This is a genomic window from Chryseobacterium pennipullorum (genome assembly GCF_003384725.1).
Lineage (GTDB): Bacteria > Bacteroidota > Bacteroidia > Flavobacteriales > Weeksellaceae > Chryseobacterium > Chryseobacterium pennipullorum.
In genome coordinates, this window is sequence record NZ_QNVV01000005.1 from 124,566 (window position 1) to 148,422 (window position 23,857).

Annotated in this window: 24 protein-coding genes; 18 read left to right on the forward strand and 6 right to left on the reverse strand. The window is 37.9% G+C overall.

Annotation, left to right across the window (positions count from 1 at the left end; genetic code table 11):
- Positions 1 to 297: 297 nt before the first annotated feature.
- From DRF67_RS08025 to DRF67_RS08070, 10 genes are all read left to right on the forward strand, one after another.
- Positions 298 to 1,068 (forward strand): WG repeat-containing protein, encoded by a 771-nt coding sequence (locus DRF67_RS08025; protein ID WP_228435761.1) that lies wholly within the window; start codon positions 298 to 300, stop codon positions 1,066 to 1,068.
- A gap of 340 nt (positions 1,069 to 1,408) precedes the next feature.
- The gene (locus DRF67_RS08030; RefSeq protein ID WP_115927779.1) at positions 1,409 to 3,544 is read left to right on the forward strand and encodes a TonB-dependent receptor; all 2,136 of its coding nucleotides are present in this window, start codon (positions 1,409 to 1,411) and stop codon (positions 3,542 to 3,544) included.
- Positions 3,545 to 3,717: 173 nt separating this feature from the next.
- A complete protein-coding gene (locus DRF67_RS08035) occupies positions 3,718 to 4,470 on the forward strand; it encodes a hypothetical protein (RefSeq protein ID WP_115927780.1) in 753 nt (250 codons plus the stop codon).
- Positions 4,458 to 5,000 (forward strand): acyl-CoA thioesterase, encoded by a 543-nt coding sequence (locus DRF67_RS08040; protein WP_115927781.1) that lies wholly within the window; start codon positions 4,458 to 4,460, stop codon positions 4,998 to 5,000. The genes DRF67_RS08035 and DRF67_RS08040 overlap by 13 nt, the downstream gene beginning before the upstream one ends.
- 67 nt (positions 5,001 to 5,067) lie before the next feature.
- Positions 5,068 to 5,472, forward strand: coding sequence for a GxxExxY protein (locus tag DRF67_RS08045; protein WP_228435762.1), 405 nt, complete (start codon positions 5,068 to 5,070; stop codon positions 5,470 to 5,472).
- Positions 5,473 to 5,508: 36 nt separating this feature from the next.
- Positions 5,509 to 6,438, forward strand: a complete 930-nt coding sequence (locus DRF67_RS08050; protein WP_115927782.1) for a 2-hydroxyacid dehydrogenase — start codon at positions 5,509 to 5,511, stop codon at positions 6,436 to 6,438.
- A gap of 55 nt (positions 6,439 to 6,493) precedes the next feature.
- Positions 6,494 to 6,856, forward strand: a complete 363-nt coding sequence (locus DRF67_RS08055) for a hypothetical protein (RefSeq protein WP_228435763.1) — start codon at positions 6,494 to 6,496, stop codon at positions 6,854 to 6,856.
- A 123-nt stretch (positions 6,857 to 6,979) separates the two neighbouring features.
- Positions 6,980 to 8,242 (forward strand): serine hydrolase domain-containing protein, encoded by a 1,263-nt coding sequence (locus tag DRF67_RS08060; protein WP_115927783.1) that lies wholly within the window; start codon positions 6,980 to 6,982, stop codon positions 8,240 to 8,242.
- A gap of 25 nt (positions 8,243 to 8,267) precedes the next feature.
- A complete protein-coding gene (locus DRF67_RS08065) occupies positions 8,268 to 10,049 on the forward strand; it encodes an Ig-like domain-containing domain (protein ID WP_115927784.1) in 1,782 nt (593 codons plus the stop codon).
- A 2-nt stretch (positions 10,050 to 10,051) separates the two neighbouring features.
- Positions 10,052 to 10,510: a heme-binding domain-containing protein gene (locus DRF67_RS08070; RefSeq protein WP_115927785.1), complete on the forward strand. Its 459-nt coding sequence runs from the start codon at positions 10,052 to 10,054 to the stop codon at positions 10,508 to 10,510.
- Positions 10,511 to 10,632: 122 nt separating this feature from the next.
- Here DRF67_RS08070 and DRF67_RS08075 read toward each other — a convergent pair whose 3' ends face one another.
- The 5 genes from DRF67_RS08075 to DRF67_RS08095 all read right to left on the reverse strand — a co-directional run bounded on the left by DRF67_RS08075 (position 10,633) and on the right by DRF67_RS08095 (position 14,941).
- On the reverse strand, positions 10,633 to 11,145 hold the full coding sequence (locus DRF67_RS08075) for an NUDIX hydrolase (RefSeq protein ID WP_115927786.1): 513 nt from the start codon (positions 11,143 to 11,145) through the stop codon (positions 10,633 to 10,635).
- Positions 11,146 to 11,186: 41 nt separating this feature from the next.
- Positions 11,187 to 12,101 (reverse strand): site-specific tyrosine recombinase XerD, encoded by a 915-nt coding sequence (xerD, locus tag DRF67_RS08080; RefSeq protein ID WP_115927787.1) that lies wholly within the window; start codon positions 12,099 to 12,101, stop codon positions 11,187 to 11,189.
- Between the two features lie 6 nt (positions 12,102 to 12,107).
- Positions 12,108 to 12,530, reverse strand: coding sequence for a deoxycytidylate deaminase (locus DRF67_RS08085; RefSeq protein WP_115927788.1), 423 nt, complete (start codon positions 12,528 to 12,530; stop codon positions 12,108 to 12,110).
- A 50-nt stretch (positions 12,531 to 12,580) separates the two neighbouring features.
- Positions 12,581 to 13,348 carry an enoyl-CoA hydratase/isomerase family protein gene (locus DRF67_RS08090; RefSeq protein WP_115927864.1) on the reverse strand — a complete coding sequence of 256 codons (768 nt, stop codon included), beginning with the start codon at positions 13,346 to 13,348 and terminating at the stop codon, positions 12,581 to 12,583.
- Positions 13,349 to 13,453: 105 nt separating this feature from the next.
- Positions 13,454 to 14,941, reverse strand: a complete 1,488-nt coding sequence (locus DRF67_RS08095) for a catalase (protein ID WP_115927789.1) — start codon at positions 14,939 to 14,941, stop codon at positions 13,454 to 13,456.
- A gap of 136 nt (positions 14,942 to 15,077) precedes the next feature.
- Between DRF67_RS08095 and DRF67_RS08100 the strand changes: the two genes are divergently transcribed.
- The 8 genes from DRF67_RS08100 (at position 15,078) to DRF67_RS08135 (ending at position 22,588) form a co-directional block, all read left to right on the forward strand.
- Complete coding sequence (locus DRF67_RS08100; protein WP_115927790.1) at positions 15,078 to 16,028, forward strand: LysR substrate-binding domain-containing protein; 951 nt, start codon at positions 15,078 to 15,080, stop codon at positions 16,026 to 16,028.
- 234 nt (positions 16,029 to 16,262) lie between these two features.
- Complete coding sequence (gene metK, locus DRF67_RS08105) at positions 16,263 to 17,543, forward strand: methionine adenosyltransferase (protein ID WP_115927791.1); 1,281 nt, start codon at positions 16,263 to 16,265, stop codon at positions 17,541 to 17,543.
- A gap of 82 nt (positions 17,544 to 17,625) precedes the next feature.
- The gene (locus DRF67_RS08110) at positions 17,626 to 18,117 is read left to right on the forward strand and encodes a hypothetical protein (RefSeq protein WP_115927792.1); all 492 of its coding nucleotides are present in this window, start codon (positions 17,626 to 17,628) and stop codon (positions 18,115 to 18,117) included.
- Between the two features lie 203 nt (positions 18,118 to 18,320).
- Complete coding sequence (locus DRF67_RS08115) at positions 18,321 to 18,911, forward strand: RNA polymerase sigma factor (protein WP_115927793.1); 591 nt, start codon at positions 18,321 to 18,323, stop codon at positions 18,909 to 18,911.
- A gap of 203 nt (positions 18,912 to 19,114) precedes the next feature.
- Positions 19,115 to 19,810 (forward strand): YjjG family noncanonical pyrimidine nucleotidase, encoded by a 696-nt coding sequence (locus tag DRF67_RS08120; RefSeq protein ID WP_115927794.1) that lies wholly within the window; start codon positions 19,115 to 19,117, stop codon positions 19,808 to 19,810.
- A 153-nt stretch (positions 19,811 to 19,963) separates the two neighbouring features.
- Positions 19,964 to 20,413: a PepSY-like domain-containing protein gene (locus tag DRF67_RS08125; protein WP_115927795.1), complete on the forward strand. Its 450-nt coding sequence runs from the start codon at positions 19,964 to 19,966 to the stop codon at positions 20,411 to 20,413.
- A 202-nt stretch (positions 20,414 to 20,615) separates the two neighbouring features.
- Positions 20,616 to 21,287: a response regulator transcription factor gene (locus DRF67_RS08130; RefSeq protein ID WP_115927796.1), complete on the forward strand. Its 672-nt coding sequence runs from the start codon at positions 20,616 to 20,618 to the stop codon at positions 21,285 to 21,287.
- A complete protein-coding gene (locus DRF67_RS08135; protein WP_115927797.1) occupies positions 21,287 to 22,588 on the forward strand; it encodes a sensor histidine kinase in 1,302 nt (433 codons plus the stop codon). The genes DRF67_RS08130 and DRF67_RS08135 overlap by 1 nt, the downstream gene beginning before the upstream one ends.
- A gap of 72 nt (positions 22,589 to 22,660) precedes the next feature.
- Here DRF67_RS08135 and trpS read toward each other — a convergent pair whose 3' ends face one another.
- Complete coding sequence (trpS, locus tag DRF67_RS08140; RefSeq protein WP_115927798.1) at positions 22,661 to 23,629, reverse strand: tryptophan--tRNA ligase; 969 nt, start codon at positions 23,627 to 23,629, stop codon at positions 22,661 to 22,663.
- Between the last annotated feature and the right edge of the window lie 228 nt (positions 23,630 to 23,857).

Below are 23,857 nucleotides of genomic sequence, written 5' to 3' on the forward strand. Positions count from 1 at the left end.
AGAAGTCTTTCATTTTAAAGGCAGATGTATAAAAACAGTAATTTCTGCTGTTGCTGCTTCCTGGTCAATTCAATTAAACATTTTGAGTTCCTGCATTTAAATATGCAATATGAACCGGAGTAAAGCAGGTATAACCTACACTTTTTTTAAAAGTTTTAAAATTATTAAACAATTCAAAATGTTGCCCAAATTTACGAAATTTTACTATTTTATCAGAATGAAATTATTTAGATTCTTTATAAATATGAATTTGATAATTTCTATTTTTGGCCGTAATTTTGCAGTCAAATGACGAATATGAAAAATATCCTGAATGTTTTGTGCGTTTTTATTTCGATTTCTGTTTTCTCCCAGACAAAATCTGTGAAGAAAATTGCCGTAAAAAATGGAGCAAAAAATACAGTGAAAAAGGGCAATGCAACGGCTAAGCCCAATCCCGATCTTGTGGTGATCAATGAAGATCTTCCGGTTCTGATTCCGAAAAAGAAAGGGGATCAGTTCGGATACGTAAACCAGAATGGGAAATTTATTATTCAGCCTGAATACCATATTGCTGTATTTTTTTATGAGGATTGTAACCTCCTGAATTCCCCAAATGAAAAAGTAAGGAAATTTGGAAAAGCAGAATATGCAACCGTAGAAAAAGATATGATTTCCTATCGGGTAGATAAGACAGGAAAAAGAGTATACCGTTTTAAAGATTCGGATCTTGGGAAATGCAGGTTTGAGGAATATAAGCAGCAGCTGTTTCAGGCATATGTCCTGAATGGTTTTTATGGAATCATTGAAAAATCCAAATTTGTAAATGCAGCAGACTACAGGCAGTATCAGCTGTATCCCCAGTATGAATATCTGTATATCATGGAGGGCGATGATGTTGCCAATCCGATGGTCGTGGCTTCCCATAATGATAGATTTGGGGTGATTGATGTCAACAATAAGATTATTATTCCTTTCGAATATTCCAATATCAAAAGAAATTTCAGCTGGAAGCTGGGAAAAATGTTTGAGGTAACGAAAGACGGTAAAAACTACTATTACATCGATGCCAACAATAAGACATACTAAAGCTGTAAGCAGTGGGAACGATGACCTCGGCAGGTATAGGGTTTCCAGGATACTTCCGATCCGATAAAACTGATGGTCACCAATACCTGCATCCGCCAACTCACTACCTGTTTCCATCTCACATTTTTTTTGTAATTTTGCGGCTGAAATAAAGGGGTGCTTTAACAGGCTGAGATAATACCCAATGAACCTGGAACAGGTAATGCTGTTTAGGGAATTTTGAAAATGGACCAGGAGAACGGTTTCACAATACCCATTCTCATTAAGAACTGTAACAGCAGTAAATGGTTACATTGTTTAATCCGCCCCTTTTATTCATTAAATGCTAAAGATTTATAGAATGAAAGGTTTATTTTTTTTAGGGCTTAGTGTAGGCTCGGTAGCTTTTATACAGGCTCAGAATAAGGATTCTCTCAAGGTCAGAGAGATTGAAGCGGTAAGCTTTACCAAAAGACTTCCGGTAGCGAAGGAAATCATTAATGTACAGAAAGATTTAGACGGTAGAAATATGGGGCAGGATCTTCCTATCCTTTTGAAAAATCAAACGTCAGTTATTTCTACCTCAGATGCCGGAAACGGGGTGGGTTATACAGGGATCAGGATTCGTGGGGTAGCCGGAAGAGGAATCAATGTTATGATGAACGGAGTACCGTTTAATGATGCAGAAAGCCAGGGCGCTTTTTTTGTCAATGTTCCTGATTTGACAAGTTCCGCATCGCAGATTGTCATACAGAGAGGGGTGGGAACTTCTAATAACGGTGCCTCCTCTTTTGGGGCTAGCATTAATGTTATTTCCAAAGATCCTGAGGATACATTTTATTTTAAAACAGATGATAGTTACGGATCATTCAATACCTATAAATATTCTGCGGAAATAGGAACCGGGAAATTCTGGAAAAACAGACTTTCTGTGATGGGTAGATACTCTCATATTCATTCCGACGGATATATCGACAGAGCTTCCACCAACCTGCATTCCTACAATTTTACCGCTTTATTCGAAGAAGGAAAAACCAGATTACGATTGATGGCATTTGGAGGAAAAGAAAGGACCTACCAGGCCTGGAACGGAATCAGCAGAAAAACATGGGAAACTGACCCGAAGTACAATTCTGCGGGAGAATATACTGATCTCTTTACCGGGGAGACAAAATTTTATGATGGCGAAACCGACAATTATCGCCAGAACCACTACCAATTTCTTTGGGAACAAAAATTCAATGATACATGGAATTTAGAAACCACCTTACATTATACCAGAGGAAAAGGATATTATGAAAATTATACCAGAGTGGATGAAACAGATGGTGATGCTATCCATTACTCTAACTATAATCTGACCGCACCGATTGTAAATGGCGCTCCTGTTGACAGAACAGACTTCATCAGAAAAAAATGGTTGGATAATCATTTCTATGGACTGATTTCTACCCTTTATGGAAGATTTGAAAATATGGATCTTAATTTCGGCGTAGTGGCCAACCAATACTATGGTAAGCATTTTGGAAATGTTACCGGTGTCTATTTTCCTCAAATTGATGAGTACGAATATTACAGAGGACGTTCTGTAAAAAGTGAAGCAGCAGGGTTCGCAAAAGCTTTGGTAAGATTGAACAATTTTGAATTTTTCGGAGATTTGCAGCTGAGAGCAATTAATTATGATACAAAGATCCTGTTGGATGGTGATGGTGAAGGAGGAAATATCAAGAAGGACTGGTTGTTCTTTAATCCTAAAGCAGGAGTGAACTACAAAATAGGAAACGGAAAGATATTTTTATCCTATGCTCATGCCCATCGTGAACCCAACAGGGATGATCTAACTGCAGATAACAGGGTAAAGGCGGAAAAACTTCATGATTTTGAGGCCGGATTGGAGAAGCAATTCGGATTCCTGTCTGTAACAGCAAACTTATACTACATGTACTATGTGAATCAGCTGGTACTCAATGGACAGTTGAATAATGTAGGAGCATTTATCAGAACAAACTCAGGGAAAAGTTACAGACGAGGAATTGAGATCGGTTTGCTGGCCAAATTATCCAAACAATGGGAGGTTTCCGGAAATGTGAGTTTGAGCCAGAACAGAAATATCGACTTCAATATGAAGAACAAGAAAGAGGTTAAAAATCTGGGAAATACACAGATTTCGTTTTCTCCGGATGTTGTTGCCAATTTAGGGATAACCTTTAAACCTGTCCATAATTTCCAGTTTGCTTTAATGAACCAGTATGTCGGCAAGCAGTATCTGGATAATACGGAAGATAAAAATGTACAACTTAAGGATTATATCGTGACAGACTTTAATGCGCAATATCATTTTAAAATTGCAAAAAATGAAGTGGCTTTGAAGTTACTGGTGAATAATCTCTTTAATAAAAAATATGTAAATAACGGAGCCGTATATAGTGGTGAGCCGTATTACTTTTCACAGGCGGGAACCAACTTTATGTTTGGGATCAGCTGGAAGATTCAGTAGCTGGTTAAAAAAATAAATAAGGGAATTGACAAATTTACCCTCAAAGAGATTGAGGATAATGAATGGTATCCCCATTTTAATAAAGAATAATCAAAAGACTGTTTCGGCAGTCTTTTTTTATATCACATTAAATGTATTTAAAAGTCATGAAAAAGTTATAAATTTGCCACCAAATGAATATTTCAGCATACATTTTAGAATACTTAAAACAATTTGGAACTGCCACGGTTCCAGGCTTTGGCGTGTTTTCCCTGAAAAACTCCAAGGCAATAATCAATTCTGAAAACGGAAGTATCCTGCCTCCGGCCAGTCAGATTGATTTTACGATTGATTATGAAGTGAAAGCTGATGAGCTTACTGCTTTTATTGCGGCCGAGAAACAAATGTCTTTGGAAGCTTCAAGAAGCGACCTGAAGATCCAGACTGATTTTTGGAAAAAAAAGCTCCAGGCTGAACAGATTCTGGAAATTCAAAATCTTGGGACCATTTTCACGGAAGAAGGTCACACTCATTTTAAGGGAAAAAGAGTGGAATCAGGACGACCTGATTTTTACGGATTGGAAGAGATCAGACTCTCAGATATCAATAACGGAGAAAAAGTGAATGCCTCGGAAAACCGTGAAAAAGATTATAAGTTCAAGAAAACCATTCTGTGGACTTTCCTGCTTGTCCTTCCGGTTCTGGGGATTCTGTATCTGGCGTTTACCCAACAGGAGCTTCTGTTCGGAAAAAAATCTTTCGATAAAGTTTCTGTACAGACTTCTACACACAGAATTGTAAAAGATACCGTAAAAGTATTGGCCCATACTCCGGAAGTTCCGGTTTCAGATTCTCTGAAAAAAGACTCATTACAAAAACCCGCCGGAAAAGAAACAAAGACAATTCCGGCTGCCCGAAACAACACTAAGACCCAATGGCAAAAATAAAAAAAGCGTCAGAGTCCCTGACCATTATGACCAATATTGTTCTTCCGAACGAAACCAATTCTTTAAGAAACCTTTTTGGGGGTGAACTTTTAGCGAAAATGGACCGATGCGCGTCTATTTCTGCTGCAAGACATTGCGAAAGAAGAGTGGTAACTGCTTCTGTAAATCACGTTTCATTCAATCACCCGATTCCGGAAGGCGGGGTAGTGGTATTGGAATCTAAAGTTTCCCGAGCATTTTCTACCTCTATGGAGGTGTATGTAGATGTTTGGTCTGACGATCCGATTAATCAGAAAAAAATTCATACCAATTCAGGGATCTATACCTTTGTGGCGGTAGATGAATTCAACCGGCCAATTCCAATTCCTGATATGGTCCCGGAAACCGAAGAAGAAAAAGAAAGATATGCTGCAGCATTCCGTAGAAAAGAACTTTCATTAATCCTTTCCGGAAGAATGAAACCATTGGAATCTGTAGAACTTAAAAAACTATTCCAGGAGCCACAGGAACCGACGAAGGACAAAAAATAAAAATATATAAACACTAATAACACAAATATTCGGCACAAATTTTCACAAATGATTTGTGCTGGGAAAAATGAAAAAAAATAATACAGTGGATATTTCAGAAAATGATATTTCAAGACTTGTTTACGAGGCAGGATATCATGTTCATAAGGCTTTAGGTCCAGGACTTTTGGAAAGTGCTTATGAAGAATGTTTATTCTATGAACTGAATAAACATGATATTCTTGTTGAAAGGCAAAAACCGATGCCATTGATGTATGAAGAAGTGAAGTTAGATATTGGTTACAGACTTGATTTTTTGATTGAGAAAAAATTTGTCTTAGAAATTAAATCTATAGAATCATTGAATGATATTCATTTGGCTCAAATACTTACCTATCTTAGATTAAGTAACTGTAAACTTGGAATGCTGATTAACTTTAATACAATTCAATTCAAAAACGGAGTAAAAAGAGTTATCAACGGAATATTATAATTCGTGTTATTTGTGAATTAATTTGTGTCAAAAACTATGAAAATACTTCTTTTAGATAAAAATCATCCTCTTATCACTGAGCAGCTTCTCGCCAAGAACTTCATACTGGAAGAGGATTTTACATCGTCCTATGATGAGGTTTGTGATAAAATTGCGAATTACGATGGAATTATTATAAGAAGTCGTATTCCTTTAGATGAAAATTTTCTGGAAAAAGCTGAAAATCTGAAATTTATTGCACGGGTAGGAGCAGGAATGGAAAATATAGACATTCCCGTAGCTGAAAGACTGGGTATTCAATTGATCAATTCTCCTGAAGGAAACAGGGATTCTGTAGCAGAACATGTCGTAGGAATGTTGTTGGTGATAATGAACCGGCTTTTTATTGCTTCCCAGGAAGTGAAAAGCGGGATATGGAAAAGGGAAGAGAACAGAGGCGACGAACTGATGGGGAAAACAGTGGGGCTCATCGGATATGGAAATATGGGAAAAGCTACTGCTAAAAGACTGTCTGGATTTGGGTGCAAGGTAATCTTTCACGACATTCTTCCGGGTCTTTCTGATGACTATGGAACACAGGTTTCACTGGAAGAATTAAAACAGTCTGCAGAGGTTGTAAGTTTACACATCCCCTTGACTTCGGAGACGCATTACCTTATTGATGAAGCATTTATTTCCGGGATGAAAAATGACTTCTATTTCGTGAACACAGCCAGAGGTAAAAATGTAAAAACGAAAAGTTTAGTAGAAGCTTTGAAATCAGGAAAAGTAAAAGGAACATGTTTAGATGTTTTGGAATACGAAAAGTCTTCTTTTGAAAACCTTGAAACAGAAAATGAAGATTTAAAATATCTTTTGGAATCCGAAAAAGCAATTGTTACTCCACACATCGCAGGATGGACCCATCAAAGTAAAGAAAAACTGGCGCAATTTATTGTGGATAAAATTCTTGCTTCCCATACATAAATAAATCTTCTTCAATTGTTATTATGTATCTTTATAGGTAAATAATCATGAAATTATGACCTGGACTCCTATAACAATTGAAGAAATTTTTGAAATGATTCATTCAACAGAAAATGATCTACATGGTGATTTTTTGAATTTTTGGGATTTAATCAGAATAGATCCTGAAAAGTGGGTTGAAGAAGAGTATGGGAATGAAGGTGGTGGATTTTGGGTTGTTGCACTTATCGGAAGAAAAGTGATCTATTATAATGATATTGAGGAAGGTTTTAATATCTCGAATTATACAATCTATGGCACAATTGATGACTATGTTTGTAATCAGGATGATTTACAGTGTGCTATGATGAATTTATTTGGTCTTATTACATTTGGAGGAAGGATAATAGGACAAGCCGGACCGCCAGTAAATTTGTAAAAAGGCAAATTCGCCTTTTCATTTCTCTTTTCTTTTTATTTATGTTAAATAATTCATAATGTCACTCTCATATTTACTATTTATTTTTGACTTTTATTAAATTGCCGCTCATTTTTGAATCTAATGAGGATGCGTAATTTTGTACTTACTATAACTGTTGTCTTATCTCTTTTTTCTTGTAAAAATAAATCTGAATCCAAAGCGGTTTCAGCTGAAAACACGACCAATCTTCCCAATTATGGAAATGTAGATTTAGGAAATGTTTTTACTAAAGCAGACGGACAGCTTTCCAATAAAGAGTCATTGACAGGTTATATTGACCAGTACTATAAAAAAGTATGGGAAGGGGGAGACCTGAGTGGAGGAATTCTGGTTGCAAAAGGTGACAAAATTCTGTATGAAAACTATAGAGGTTTCGGGAGAGAAGGTAATCAGATGCCAATAGATAAAAACACACCATTACATGTGGCTTCCGTTTCAAAAACATTAACAGCCATGGCCATGATGAAACTGGTGGAGGCGGGAAAAATAAAGCTTTCCGATCATCTTACCCAATACTTTCCCGGATTTCCTTATCCAAACGTCACCGTTCAGACCTTACTGGACCAGAGAAGCGGGCTTCCGAAATATGAATACTTTATCACCGGGATAAAACCGGCGCCGGCAGAACTGAGCAAGCCTTTCATTACCAACCAGGATGTATTGAACATGATCATCAAATATAAACCGGATCTGGCAAGAGATACGGATACAGGATTTATGTATTGCAATACCAATTTTGCATTGCTGGCATTACTCATCGAAAAAGTGACCAATACGCCATTCCCGCAGGCGATGCAAGAAATGGTCTTCACTCCGCTGAAAATGAAAAATTCCTATATTTTCCAAGAAAAAGATATCCCTACCGCTGCTCAATCCTTCTATTACGGAGGAAACAGGCTCTATCCTTTAGATAGGCTGGATCTTATTTATGGAGACAAAAACCTATATACTACGCCGAGGGATTTGTATAATTTTTCAAAAGCGATGTATTCGAAAGATTTTCTTAAGCCTGAGCTGATGAAAATGGTCTTCACTCCGTACAGCAATGAAAAGGCGGGAATGAATAATTATGGATTGGGCTTCAGGATGAAAATATTTGATAACGGCGAAAAGCTGACTTATCACAACGGATGGTGGCATGGCACCAATTCTGTGTTTGCCCACCTGCTAAAATCTAAAGTTACCATTGTAGCTATCGGAAACAAATATTCAGGTAAAGTATATACAGCGCTTGCCCTGTCGGGATTGTTTGAAGATTTTCCTTTACAGAAAGATAAGCTTCATAGTGTTATGAATGACAATAAGGATACTTTGAATGCTGGACAGGAGGTTTTTGGAGAATAATGTTTACTTTTGCCTAAACATTTTCATGAAAAGGTTTCTTTTATTATTCGTTATCTGTTTTCTTGTACACTCATGTGCAAGGGTAGGTTCTCCTGTAGGAGGGCCTAAAGATACTTTAGCCCCGAAATTTTTAAGTTCAAATATTGATACCACCAGGATCAATGTAAAAAGAGATATCCATGAATTGCGCCTTGACTTTGACGAGTATGTGACCTTAAAGGATATCAACAAAAACCTGATTATTTCTCCCCCTATTAAGAATATCAAAAGAATTCTTCCCTCCAATATTGCCAATAAATTTGTTCTGATCCAGTGGTCGGATACTCTGCAGGCTAATACCACGTACAATTTCAACTTTGGGAACTCTATTGTGGATAATAATGAATCCAACATCCTGCGGTACTTTAATTTTGCATTTTCTACCGGTGATAAGTTGGATGATCTTTATATCAGCGGTGAGATCAAAGATGCTCTGGAGATCAAAAAGAAAACGGGGAGTACTGAAAATAAGCTGGTGGTAGGATTATATCAGCAGAAAGATACGATCAATTACAAACAGAAACCTTATTATATTACCAAAGTTGATGATGATGGTTACTATGAGCTGAATTATCTTACTCCCGGGAAATACAGGATTGTCGCTTTTGAAGACGAAAATGGCAACTCGGTATATGATCCCGGAAAGGAAAAGATAGGATTTCAAAAAGATCCTGTGGATATTGAAAAATCAATTTCAGGGTTGAATTTAAAAGTGTATCCTTCCAGGAAGCCATTGAAGTATCTGGAGATGAAAGAAATTTCCGGTGGCGTTCTGATGACTTTTGAGGGGCAGCCGGATGAGGTGAAAGTTCAATCACTGAGCGAAAAGCTCAAGGATATAAAAGTGACTCACAGACCAAAATCCGATTCTGTACGAATCTGGTTCGATGCGGTGAAGAATGATGTGGGACAGACTGCGAATGAAAAACTGACGTTTAGCCATAACCTTGGCCCGAAAAAAGACAGTGCTTACAGTGTTTCTTTATTTTACAGATACAATAAGAAAAATGTAATGGACATCAACAGTGACAATGATGGTGGCCTGTTAGCTCCACAATCTGACTTTAAAATACTGTCAAATTATATCATCGATAAAATTGATCCGTCAAAATGGGTGTTGAAAAGCGACAGCCTTACCACCCAGGAGTTTACAGCGAAAATATCAGAAACCAACCCTTATCAGATCCTGGTGCAGTCGGATTTTGTAAGTGGAAAAAAATACCAGCTTACCGTTCCTAAGGAAACTGTTTCGTCTTTCTATGCTAAGAATGCGCAGTCAAAACGTTTTGATTTTGAAGTGGATAAAATAGACCAGTTCGGAAGCTTGGAATTTACCCTTCAGAATGCACCGGCTTCCAGCTACTGGATTCAGCTGCTCGATGCTAATGAAAAGGTGGCCTATCAGAAGTACACAAAAGGCGATAAGGTGAAATTTGAAATTCTGAAGCCGGGAGAATATCTGGTCAGAATTCTTGTCGATAACAACGAGAATAAATATTGGGATGAAGCGGATTTCGCCAATGAAGCATTTGCTGAAGATGCTTATGTATTCTATAAAAAAGCTGTAGTAAGAGGATTATGGGAAACCAGAGAAGACTGGGATCTGAAAGATAGCAGAACACTTGATAATCCTAAAGGAACCACGCCGCCGCCGGCAGCAGTACCTGATAATACATCTGCAGGACAGGAGAAAGAAGCCGTACCGGTGAAACAGGAGGCTAAGAAAGAAATAAAATCGGATAATGCAGTCATTACTCCGGCCAAGTAATAATGAAGACGGTAAAAACAATAATTTTCTGGACTTTAGTAGCGTTTGCACTCATTCAGTTTATACCGGTTGACAGAACCAATAAACCTGTTGATTCCACCGTAAATTTTGTCACGGCAAAGAACGTCCCGGAAAAAGTCGGGAAATTGCTTAAAAATGCATGCTATGACTGTCACTCCAATGAAACCGTATATCCCAAGTATGCCTTTATCGCACCCATATCATGGTCGGTAAAAAGCCATGTGAATGAAGGACGTGAGCATCTGAATTTTTCCATTTGGGGAACCTATAATAAGGAGCTTAAAGAGAATATGCTTAACAAATCTGTTCAGACCATTCGAAGCAAGATGATGCCGATGCCCGGATATATTGTCTATCACAAAGAAGCCGGTCTTTCAGAAGCAGAAAGATCTCTGCTGATCCGGTATTTTGAGGAAATGCTGAAATCTAAGACCTATTAATGCTGAAAGATAAAAGTATCTCTCAATTATAAAAATCTCCCGCAGGTTTTGAAGAGCAAGCAGATTATAAATCATAATCATCTGCCGGATCTGCAAAATCTGCGGGAGCATAGTATACACAATTATTTTTTCTTATACTCCTGAAAAAATCTCTTCTGAGAGTCGAAGGCGATATCCTCAAGGGCAAGATCCTTCAAAGGAATCCATACCGCTTCCGAAATTTCCGAAAGTTCAAGATTTACTTCAAATTTCTCCGAAACATTGTATTCATAAAAAAGGTCAATCGTGTTGTAATCAATCTCTTTGTATTGATAAATGTTGGGAAGACTTGTGAGGTATTTCAGTTTTGAAATATCAATATCCAGCTGAAGCTCTTCAAAAAGTTCTCTTTTGCAGGTTTCCTCCGCACTTTCTTTGGGGTCTACGAATCCTCCAGCCAGATCAAGTTTGCCCTTTTGGGGATCCCTGTTTCTCCTGGTCAGATAAATTTCGTTGCCACATCGTATGACTACGGCTACAGCACCTGCCACGTTGTTATAAAGTGTGAAACCACATTCCGGACAGCTCCATTTTTTCTCGCTGTCCCAATGCAGAGATTCTTTGCCACAACTTGGGCAATATTTCAATAATTTCATCTGTTATAATTCATTTTTCAAACGGCAGATGGAACTTCAGTTCATTGAGTAATATTAATATTTCTCGGGTGATAACTCAAAATCACATCCCGCAATTCTTCAGTTTTCAGGTGCGTATAGATTTCCGTTGTCGTAATGCTGGAATGTCCCAGCATTTCCTGGATATAACGCAGGTCAGCTCCGTTTTGCAGCAAATGCGTTGCAAAAGAATGTCTGAATGTATGCGGCGAAATCTTTTTGTTAACCCCTGCCTTATCTGTAAGTTCTTTGATAATCAAAAATACGATCACTCTGGACATAGACGTACCACGGCTGTTTAAAAACAGAGTATCTTCGTATTTCTTATTGATTTTACCTTTAGAACGGACCTCCTTGATATAGTTTTCCAGCATTTCTGCCGTATAATCTGCCAAAGGTACGAAACGGGTCTTGTTCCCTTTTCCATTGACTTTTATATACTGCTCTTTGAAGTTGATATTAGAAATTTTCAGATCAATCAGCTCAGAAACACGCAGGCCGCAGCCGTACAGCACCTCAATGATGCAATGGTTTCTTTTGCCAAGATCTGTATTGACCTCAATGGCAGCAATAATTCTGTTGATATCCGGTAGGCTTAAGGTATCCGGTAAGTATAATCCTAATTTAGGACCTTCCAGTAACGCTGCAGGGTTGTCTTCACGATATTCATCTTCCAGTAGAAATTTGAAGAAAGCCTTTATGGAAGATATCCATCTTGCCTGAGACCTTTCACTGAATTTCTGTTTAGAGAGACTGAAAATGTATTCCTGCAGGTTTTCGTAGCCGATAGAATCTGGTCCGACGTTTTCCAGATCTTCTTCTGCGTAATCTTTCAATTTCTTAATGTCCCGAACATAGGCGTCGAGTGTGTTTTCTGAAAAATTTCTTTCGAAACGAAGAAATATTTCAAAATCTTTGATCTTTTCATCCCAAGTCATTTGTGCTTATTTTTTTAGTTCACAGTCCGATATTTGTTCTATTTCAATGTTATGGTTTCTCAGGAACGATATCCCATCGTCGTCCGAATACTCATTAATGTACACCAGTCTTGTAATACCTGCCTGAAGGATCAGCTTGCTGCATTCCTTACAAGGGGACAGCGTTAAATATAACGTTGCGCCTTTTGCAGATTGTGTAGAAGCTGCCAGCTTTAATATGGCGTTGGCCTCAGCATGCAATACATACCAGTGTGTTTTTCCTTCTGCATTTTCACAGCAGTTTTCGAACCCCGAAGGAGTTCCGTTGTAACCATCTGAAATAATCATCCTATCTTTTACGATAAGAGCTCCCACCTGTTTTCTCTTACAGTAGGAGAGTTTTGCCCATTCCTGAGCCATTTTTAGATAAGCTTTATCAAACTTATTCATACCGCAGCATTAGTTTTTCGAAATAATTTGGATTAAAATCTCTTGAAAGATTAAAAGTTTGGCTTTCTTTTCTCGAGGAAAGCCGTCACTCCTTCTTTCTTATCTTCCATGTCAAAAAGTTCTCCGAAATACTTAATTTCAGTTTCAAAACCTTTATCCGTGTCAGATAAATTAACGGCGTTTATCGCCTTAGATATTGCCATTGGAGAGTTATAGGCAATGGTACTCGCTAATTCTTTCGTTTTGGTTAATAATTCTTCAATAGGGTATACTTCATTCACCAATCCGATCTCTTTCGCTTTTTGCGCCTGGATCATTTTGGCTGAGAAGATCATTTCGTTGGCAATACCTTTACCGACAAGCTTTGGAAGCCTCTGGGTTCCACCGTATCCTGGAATAAGTCCCAGGGTTACTTCTGGAAGTCCCAGTCTCGCATTCTCTGAAGCATATCTGATATGGCATGCCATAGCCAACTCTAAACCTCCTCCCAAAGCAAATCCGTTAACGGCCGCGATGACAGGCTTAGACATATTTTCAATCTTATCAAACAGTGAATTATGCCCGTTTCTGGCCAATTCTTCGGCTTTTTCCTGCCCGAAATCACTGAATTCCTTGATATCAGCACCGGCTACAAATGACTTCTCTCCACTTCCTGTAAGGATAATCACCCTGCAGGAACTGTCTGAGTTGAGTTCATCCAAAGCTGTGCTGATCTCCTGAATGGTTTTTGCATTCAATGCATTTAAACTCTCAGGTCTGTTTATGGTAATGATAGATAATTTATCTTCCTTTTTTAATAATATATTGTCGTAACTCATTTTTCCACTTTGAAATATCATCCTTTGCAAATTATGAATTTTTTACAAAAAAAAAGGAAAATTATTGTTTTTTTTTCCTTTTTTTTTATTTATTGTTCACTCTCCTTATTTCGAATGATTCATCATATTTGCATCAATATTAACATTTAGTTGAGATGCCACTTTCATGCCAAGCTCAATATTAGCCCTGAAAAAGTGGCATAGCTGGCGGTTGATGATCTCATCTTTTTTAGGTCCGCTGATCCCTTTCATACTTCCTACTATATTTTGCACCAGGTTATTTCTGTCCTCTGCATTCATGGCTTTGGAATACAATAATCCTGGCTGGGTATAATGATCACTGTCATTATCGTTTCTGTTATAGCTGGCCACATGCGCACTGTCAAGTTCGTATTCATAACCCTGATAGGCAGGATCCGCTTTAATATCATCAAAACTGTTCGGATGATAATTCGGTTTATCCTGGTAATGGCTGGAGTCTGCCATATAGCCATCCCGCTGATAATTGTTCACTGCAAAAGGACATCTGTTGACTTCCAGCTGATGAGCATTTACCCCCACCCTGTACCGGTGGGCATCTGGATAAGAAAATAATCTTCCCTGAAGCATTTTATCCGGTGAGAAACTGATTCCGTTGATAAGGCTGCTTGGTGAGAACACGGATTGCTCTACATGGGCAAAATAGTTGACAGGCACCTCATTCAGTTCCATTTCTCCTACTTCGATGAGTGGGAAGTCATCATGGAACCATACTTTGGTAACATCAAAAGGATTCCATCTGAAATCTTTGGCCTGTTCTTCCGTCATGACCTGAATGTATAATGTCCATTTCGGGAAATTACCATTTTCAATGGCGTCACAAAGATCTTCCTGGGCAAAGTCAGGATTTTCTCCTGCCATCTTTACCGCTTCTGCATCAGTGAAATTTTTTACGCCCTGCTTCGTTTTGAAATGGAACTTCACCCAAACCCTCTCATTCTGATCATTAATCATTGAGAACGTGTGAGATCCGAAACCGTGCATATGCCGGAATCCATAAGGGGTTCCTCTGTCTGACATTAAGATAAGAACCTGATGTAATGATTCCGGATTCAAGCTCCAGAAATCCCACATCATGGTGGCGCTTTTCAGATTGGTTTTAGGCACTCTTTTCTGAGTATGAATAAAATCCGGAAATTTCTTGGCGTCTTTGATGAAAAATACGGGTGTATTATTTCCCACCAGGTCCCAGTTTCCATCTTCAGTGTAAAACTTAAGAGCGAAGCCTCTGGGGTCTCTGGCTGTATCTGCGCTTCCCTTTTCACCTCCCACCGTAGAAAATCTTGCAAACATCCTGCATGAATTTCCCACTTTTGAAAACAGCTTTGCTTTGGTGTATTGGCTGATGTCATGGGTGACCGTAAATGTTCCGTATGCCCCGCTTCCTTTAGCATGTACAATTCTTTCAGGAATTCTTTCCCTAACGAAATGCGCAAGATTTTCCTGAAGTATGAAATCCTGCAGCAATACCGGTCCTCTGGGTCCTACCGTCTGGGAATCCTGATGCTCATAATAAGGAGCACCGTTGCTTAACGTTAATTTCTTAGAATCCATATATTGATGATTTGAATAATTGTTTTTCTTTTGTTTTTTTATACCACTGTAAAGGTAATGATTATCAAATTTACTTTGAATTTTTAATTGGTAATAACAAAAACGTTATATCTTTGTAATAGATAATATTAATCAAATGAACATTCAGCAACTGGAATATCTTATCGCTGTTGATAAGTATAAACATTTTGGGAAAGCGGCTCAGGCATGCTTCATTACCCAGCCTACGTTAAGTGCCATGATACAGAAATTTGAGGACGAACTGGATGTGAAGGTTTTTGACAGGACTACGCACCCCATCCGCACAACAGATGTGGGGCTTCAGATCATTGATCAGGCCAAAGTTATCATAGAGTCTGTCAATGAGCTAAAGAATAAGGCTAACCTTTTGAATAATATTTTGGGAGGAACGATCAATCTGGGAATTATTCCTACCGTATCTTCTTTCATTCTCCCAACTGAGATCTTTAAGTTTCTGGAAACCAATCCTAAAATCCAGATGAATGTAAAAGAGATGACCACTGACAACATCATCAAGGCATTAAAGGCCGGAGAACTGGACGCAGGTATTATCTCTACTCCTTATGATACGGCTGATGAATTTTATCAGGATTTCCTGTTTAATGAAGAGCTTATGATCTACAGCTCCAATACGGAAGCGAATAAGAAGAATTCATACATTATTCCGGAAGAGCTGAATGTGGAGAAAGTATGGCTGCTGGAAGAAGGAAACTGTCTTAGAAACCAGTTTGAAAATATCTGTCACCTGAAAGAGAATACGCTGAAACCTAAAAACCTGGACTTTTTAGCTTCCAATATTCAGACGCTGGTGCATATGGTGGATAAAGTTGGCGGGATCAGTATTCTTCCTGAGCTTGCTTTGAGCCAGCTGTCAGAAGAACAGAAAAAGAATGTCTTCAGATTCAAAAAGCCATTCCCTTACAGAGAGATCAGTATTATTTATTATAAGCCTACCTTCAAGCAAAAAATTATTGATGAATTGTCACATTCCATCAAGAATTCTTTGGAACTAAAGCTAAATTATCATGCAAATCCGAAAGAATTTGTAAGCATAAAGCCACAGTAGCGTACAGACTTTAAAGTGATATAAATCATTAATTTAAAGAAAATTATAATTAATAAACAAAATTTTTGAGTATTACAAAAATAGTGCTTAAATTTGCTGACGTTTATCGCGAGGAAAAATTTGACCTGATTGCAACCTCTATAAAAAAATGCTAAAACAGTATTCTTTTTCTGGGCAATTTTATTCTATTTTTCTTCAGCAATATTTTTTTAATCTAAAAAAACCAAGAATAATATGTCTTATTTATTTACATCTGAATCTGTTTCAGAAGGACATCCGGATAAAATTGCCGATCAAATCTCAGATGCATTAATCGACCATTTCTTAGCATACGATAAAAGTTCAAAAGTAGCATGTGAAACACTGGTAACGACTGGACAGGTAGTCCTGGCCGGAGAAGTAAAATCTGATGCTTATCTTGACGTTCAGACAATTGCCAGAGAGGTAATCAATGGAATCGGGTATACAAAAGGAGAATACATGTTCAACGGAGATTCATGTGGAGTGATTTCTGCTATCCATGAACAGTCTCCTGATATCAACCAGGGAGTTGACAGAGTGGTAACGGATGAATCATTCGAGGCAAAAGCTAATGCACAGGGGGCAGGTGACCAGGGGATGATGTTCGGGTATGCCACCAACGAGACTGCTAATTATATGCCTCTTGCTCTGGATCTTGCACATACGATTCTTAAAGAGCTTTCTGCAATCAGAAGAGAAAATAAAGAAATTGCCTACCTTCGTCCTGATGCTAAAAGTCAGGTAACCATTGAGTATTCTGATGATCACAAGCCTATCAGGATTGATTCTATCGTTGTTTCTACACAGCATGACGATTTCGGGACGGAAGAAGAAATGCTGAACAAGATCCGTGAGGATATTAAAAGCATCCTTGTTCCAAGAGTAGTAGCACAACAGTCTGAAGAGATCAAAGCTTTATTCAACGATCAGATCAAATATCATATCAACCCAACAGGGAAGTTCGTGATCGGAGGACCTCACGGAGATACCGGACTTACCGGAAGAAAAATCATTGTGGATACTTACGGAGGAAAAGGGGCCCATGGTGGTGGTGCTTTCTCAGGAAAAGACCCTTCAAAGGTAGACCGAAGTGCAGCGTATGCGACTAGACATATTGCTAAAAACCTGGTGGCTGCCGGCGTTGCTGATGAAGTATTGGTACAGGTTTCTTATGCAATCGGGGTTGCTGAGCCTTGTGGATTGTACATCAACACCTATGGAACGGCTAAAGTAGATCTTCATGATGGAGAGATTGCTAAAAAAGTGTCAGCAGTTTTTGATCTGCGCCCTTATGCGATTGAGCAAAACTTAAAACTGAGAAATCCAATCTATCAGGAAACGGCTTCTTATGGGCACATGGGTAAAGACCATTATATTGCTGATAAAACATTCAATAAAGGTCATAAAAATGAACTTACATTGAAGGACCTGGAATTCTTTACCTGGGAAAAACTGGACAAAGTAGAGGAAATTAAAGCCGCTTTTGGAATTTAATTTTTTCTTTGCATAATAAATGAGCTGCTTTATCTTCTGATAAGGCAGTTTTTTTTAATTTTACATCCTAATTAATTGAGAGATGATGAATTTTCGAACTGCAGTTACAATCCTTTCCCTGTTTTTTCTAAGCACATTGGCGCAGGCACAGTACACCATGCATAAAATGATCAGCGTGGGATATACCTACCAGAACCAGAGCTTTGGGGAAGTGGGAGGTAAATTGCTTTTCCTTAAAAATGATGATGTGATCTACAGGCTGGGCGGGTCAGCCTTAATGGGCGTCGCAGACTCAAAGTTTGCGATCATGCCGAAACTGCAGGCGGACGTCCTGCTTAATTTTGAAAAGAACGTTGACTTCTACCATTCCTACTATTTTTTGGTGGGTGCTGAAGGAACCAATAAGTATATTGCGCCCAAAATAGGGGTGACCCTCTTCGGAATGCTGGACCTCACCGGAGGCTATGCATTCCCTATAGGAGACACCCGGTTAAATGGAAAAGAAATGAAAGGGTTAAATATTAATTTTACACTAAATATCCCAACTGTCTTTATTCATGATATGTTTAAGTGATATTTATTAAATTTTTCTTGTGAAAATTTAATAATAGGTTAACAGTTATTAAAAAGTTATTAAAAAATTATTATATTTACACCATAATAAAGTTGTACTGCCTATTGATAAGACTCTACTCTAAAACTGTTTTGTTATACAGCAAAAGCCAGATAAGATATCTGGAAGAATGCGTGTCTACAAATGTTATATTGAGAAGAGTTATGAAATCAGAATCGGATAGTTTACTAATTTCCCTTTACCAGAAAGGAGACGAGGGCGCATTGTCAACCCTCATTCACCGACATCAGAGAGAGTTGTTTACATTCATTTTTTACAAAATTAATGATGAAGATTTAGCCAACGATATTTTTCAGGATACTTTCATGAAGATTATTGTCATGCTGAAAGAAGGACGCTATAACGAAGAAGGAAAATTCATCCTTTGGGCCAAGAGAATTTCCCATAACCTGATCATCGATCATTTCAGGTCAAAGTCAAAAAACATCAAAGTTTCAGAAACTACATTTGAAACAGATGAATACTCTATTTTTGATCTGATCAGAGAGCCTTCTGAAAATATTGAAGATCAGCTTGTGACCAATCAGATCCAGGAAGATCTGTTGAGAATGCTGCAATTTCTTCCGCTTAATCAGCAGGAAGTGATCAAACTGAGATTCTTCGACGGTTTGAGTTTTAAAGAAATCGCCGATCATACGGATATGAGCATTAATACGACCTTGGGCAGAGTAAGATATGCGCTCATAAACCTGAGAAAAATCATGGATGAAAATAACATAATATTAACCAGATAGATAATATTTCGTCGATTTTCACGTTATTAAGGAAAACATACTTAGCCTATGAAAAAAAATGATTCCTTAAAAGTGAAAACTTTGAAACCTAAAAAACAAACAATTGATTTCCTGCTCAATTTTTCCAAAAATCTTGAAATTGTAAAAAGCAAGAGCAAGAATTATCCTATTTCAAAAAATTAAAATCATTAACTTTGTGCTGTATGAAAATGCAGCATGTTTTTTTTGATCTCGACAATACGTTATGGGATCACCGCAGAAATGCCTATCTGACCATCAAGGATCTTTTTGAAAAACAGGACATCACTTCGAAGTATCATATCGACTTCGAAGAATTTCATTCTGTTTATCATGACATCAATGAAGACTTGTGGGAAAAAATAAGAGACGGAATTATTGGCAAAGAATATTTGAGAGAACACCGTTTTTACGATTCCTTCATGCATTTCGGAGTTGACAATAAGGAGCTGGCTCTTTATTTTGAAGAAAATTTTCTGGATAATATTGTAAGCCACAACGAATTGGTAGACGGGGCAGAAGATGTACTTGAATATTTAAAAGCTAAAAATTATACGCTTCACATCATTTCCAATGGATTTCAGGAGGTAACGGAGAGAAAGTGTTCCTTATCAGGGATCGCTCCTTATTTTAAAACCATTACCAGTGCAGATGCAGTGGGAGTAAGGAAACCTAATCCGAGGATTTTTGAATATTCACTAGGCCTTTCTGAAGCCAGAAAAGAAGAAAGCATATTGATAGGGGACGACTGGATCGCCGATGCAATGGGGGCTACCGATTTTGGAATGGATGCTATCTTCTTTGATGTTTATAAAGAAGAAAAACAGAAAGATGGATTAAAAGCCATAACCCATCTTCACCAGATTAAAGATTATTTATAAATCAGACGCCTCAGTCTGTTAAGTATAAGTATGCCATTAAGACTTCTTAGTGGCTTTTTTGTTTGAAATTTTTTTTGCTATAAAGCTATTCCCAATTCTTTCCCAAATTGATTCGCAACTTTGCTTCATAATAATAAAGAAAAACGTAGTATTATGAAAAATGTAAAGAAAATAACCGGCGTACTTATGTTCATTTTTATGTTGATAGGGGGAGTGATGTCTGCACAGGACAAAGTAATATCTCCGAATCAGCTGCCTAAAACGGCTAAAAACTTTCTTGCCTCCCATTTTAAAGGCATAGCAGTAAGCTCAGCTGTAGAAGACCGTGAGATCTATGGTGTTGATGAGTACAAAGTGCACCTCAATAATGGAATGAAAATGGAATTTGACAGCAGTGGAAACTGGAAGGAGGTAGATGGTAAACATCAAAAGCTGCCTTATGGTTTTATTCCTACAGCCATCCGAAACTACAGCACTAAAAATTTTCCGAACACCTACATTATGAAGATCGAGAAAAAACGATGGTCTTACAAGGCAGAGTTGTCCAATGGATTGGAACTTGAGTTTGACAGAAACGGAAATTTTAAGAGAATTGACGATTAATTGAAGCTCAAAGAATTGTAATGATGAGAAAGAGTGGTAGCAATGGAGTCGGAGATCACTGGTATATCATTGATGTGCTATCAGTCCTATATCAAATTGTTCTGGTACTGACAATGTATTCTTAGGCCTCGGGCTTCCTCCATATAATTTCATATATTTGATATCAGTTTAATGATAAAGGATTGCTTATATATCCAGCCCTATGAAGATTTTAATCGTTGAAGATGAACCGGAATTAAGAGAAACTGTTCAGAAATTTCTGGAGGCAGAGCATTTTATTGTAGAGTATGCTCATAATTACAGTTCCGGGCTGGATAAAATGATCTCTTATGAATACGACTGTATATTGCTTGATATTATGCTGCCGGACGGGAGCGGAATAGATTTGCTGAGGGAACTCAAAAAGATGCATAAAAAAGATCCTGTGATCATCCTTTCGGCCAAAGATTCTGTAGATGATAAAGTGACCGGGCTGGAAATAGGAGCAGATGACTATCTGGCAAAGCCATTCCACCTTGCAGAGCTTATGGCGAGGATAAAATCTGTGATCAGAAGAAAAAATCAGGATGGTGAAACAGTAATAAGATATAAGAATATCAGTATTGATCCGGACAACAGGACTGTAAAGATCGGCAACGACGAGCTGATGCTTAACCGTAAAGAATATGATCTGCTGTATTATTTTGTAATACATCCTGGAAAAACACTGCAGAAAACAACTCTCGCAGAGGCCATCTGGGGAGATTATATCGATCAGGCAGACAGCCTGGATTTTATCTACTCACAAATTAAAAATCTTCGTAAAAAGTTGAAAACCCTCCATGCGGAAGCAGATTTTCAGGCGGTATATGGGATAGGATATAAATTGATCTGATGAAAGTTTCATTAAAATATTATACCATTAAATACCTGATCATGATCCTGCTGCTGATTATTGCAGTATGGGCAGGATTGTTCTACGCCTATATTCTTGATGAAGTCTATGACAATGTAGATGACGGGCTGAAAGACCGAAAGATACAGATCATTAAAGCGGTATATCTGAATCCACAGCTTTTGGAAAATACGGAGTTCGGATTTAATGAATTTAAGATCACACCGATCAAGGCCGAAGACTATAAGAATAAAAGCAGGCTGTACAACAAAATGTATTATATGGAGTACGACGATCAGGATCAGCCCTATCGCGTGCTTGAAGCGGACTTTATCGATCAATACAAAAATAACCGGAGGCTGGTCATCAGAACATCTACCGTAGAAGAGGATGAATTGGTCTATGACCTTACAACAGCCCTGATTGTTCTGTATATCCTTTTAGTAATCAGTATTGTAGTGCTTAATACCTATCTTCTCAATAAAGCGATGCGACCGTTTTATCAGATTCTGGATAAGCTCAAAAAATATCAGTTCGGGATTCCTTTTTCGAATGAAAAACAAGAATATTCCATCATGGAATTTGAAGAACTGAATAACGAAATCAATGAAATGGTTGAGCGTAATGAGCTTGTTTTTTATCAGCAGAAGCAGTTTATTGAAAACGCGTCTCACGAACTTCAGACACCGCTGGCCATTATGATCAACAAGATAGATCTTCTGATTCAGAATGAAAATCCTGATAAAAAACAGCTGAACTTTCTTACTGAGGTTAAAAATGACCTGAGAAGAATGGTAGGTTTGAATAAATCTTTACTGATGCTATCCAAAATCGAAAACAGCCAGTTCAATACAACCTCTGGAGTGGATTTCAACGCTTTGATTGCAAGACTGGTTCAAAACTATGAGGATTTCATTGCCTTTAAAAAAGTTGAAGTCAGCGTGATAGAAAAGGGAATGTTTGCTGCTGATTTTAATAAGGACCTTGCTGATATCCTGCTTTCTAATCTGATTAAGAATGCTTTAAAATATAATCAGGAAGACGGGACTTTAAACATTATTATTGAAGACGACAGGATAACCTTCCAGAACAGTGGTGCTGATCGCCCACTGGATAAAGACAGGATCTTTAACCGTTTTTACAAACAGGGAGCAGATCATACCTCTACCGGTTTAGGCCTGTCTATCATTAAGACCATTATCAGGCAGTATCAAGGTTGGGACATTATATATGAATTTGAAGATCAAATGCATTATTTCATCCTTGTGAAAAACAAATCAGTACTTTTATCCCCACAATAATATTGACAAGAAGATAGCAAAACAGGCTGTCACATGTGACAGCCTGTTTTCATATATTTTGAAAATCCCGGATTAAAATCCTAAGCTTGTTCGCACCCTTTTCAGGGTATCCAAAGCAACCGGTCTTGTTTTTTCAGCTCCTTGCTGCAATTTTGCTTCCAGTTCGTCAAGATTGTTCATATAATAAGTGAATGTTTCTCTTTCTTTGGCAAAACGTACCAGGATCAGCTCCAGCAATTCTTTTTTCGCGTGTCCGTATCCGTAGTTACCAGCCAGATATTTTGCTCTTAATTCTTCGGTTTGCTCAGGAGTGGCGATCAGTTCAAAAATCTGGAATGTTTTATCAGTTTTAGGGTCTTTAGGCTCTTCTAAAGATTTAGAATCGGATTCAATACTCATCACCTGTTTCTTCAATTCTTTTTCAGGCAGGAAGATATTGATGATATTTCCCATTGATTTGGACATTTTACGCCCATCTGTTCCAGGAACATACTTTGTGTCTTCCTGAAGTTCAGACTGTGGTAATACAAAAACTTCACCCATCTGATTATTAAACCTCGAAGCTACGTCTCTGGCAATTTCCAGATGCTGAAGCTGATCTTTTCCTACAGGTACCACCTCTGCATCATACAGCAGAATATCAGCAGCCATCAGGATAGGATAAGTAAACAGTCCTGCATTCACATCCTGAAGACGGTCAGCCTTATCCTTGAAGGAGTGAGCCAATGTCAATCTCTGATATGGAAAAAAACATGATAAATGCCAAGAGAGTTCACAGGTTTCAGGGATATCACTTTGTCTGTAAAAAAACGTTTTTTCTGTATCCAGTCCACAAGCAAGCCAAGCCGCAGCAATCTCGTAGGTATTCTGTCTCAACACTGCCGCATCTTTGATCTGCGTAAGCGTATGAAGGTTAGCGATAAATAAAAATGATTCATTTCCTTCCTGCTTAGATAGTTCGATAGCAGGAATAATCGCCCCAAGAAGATTTCCAAGATGGGGAGTTCCGGTGGCTTGAATGCCGGTAAGAATTCTTGACATTTGTTAAAAATTTATATTTAAAATTAATGAATTGCAAATTTACGAGGTTTGAAGGGAATAACGAAAGATAAAAGATAAAAGATAAAAGATAAAAGATAAAAGATAAAAGATAAAAGATCTTATCGTTAAATCTCAATATTTGCTTGGCTCTATCAATAGGGCTGGGCTTTAGCCCGGCCAGATTAATAAATATCCATCGGCTTCAGCCAAAATATATCAATCCAAAAT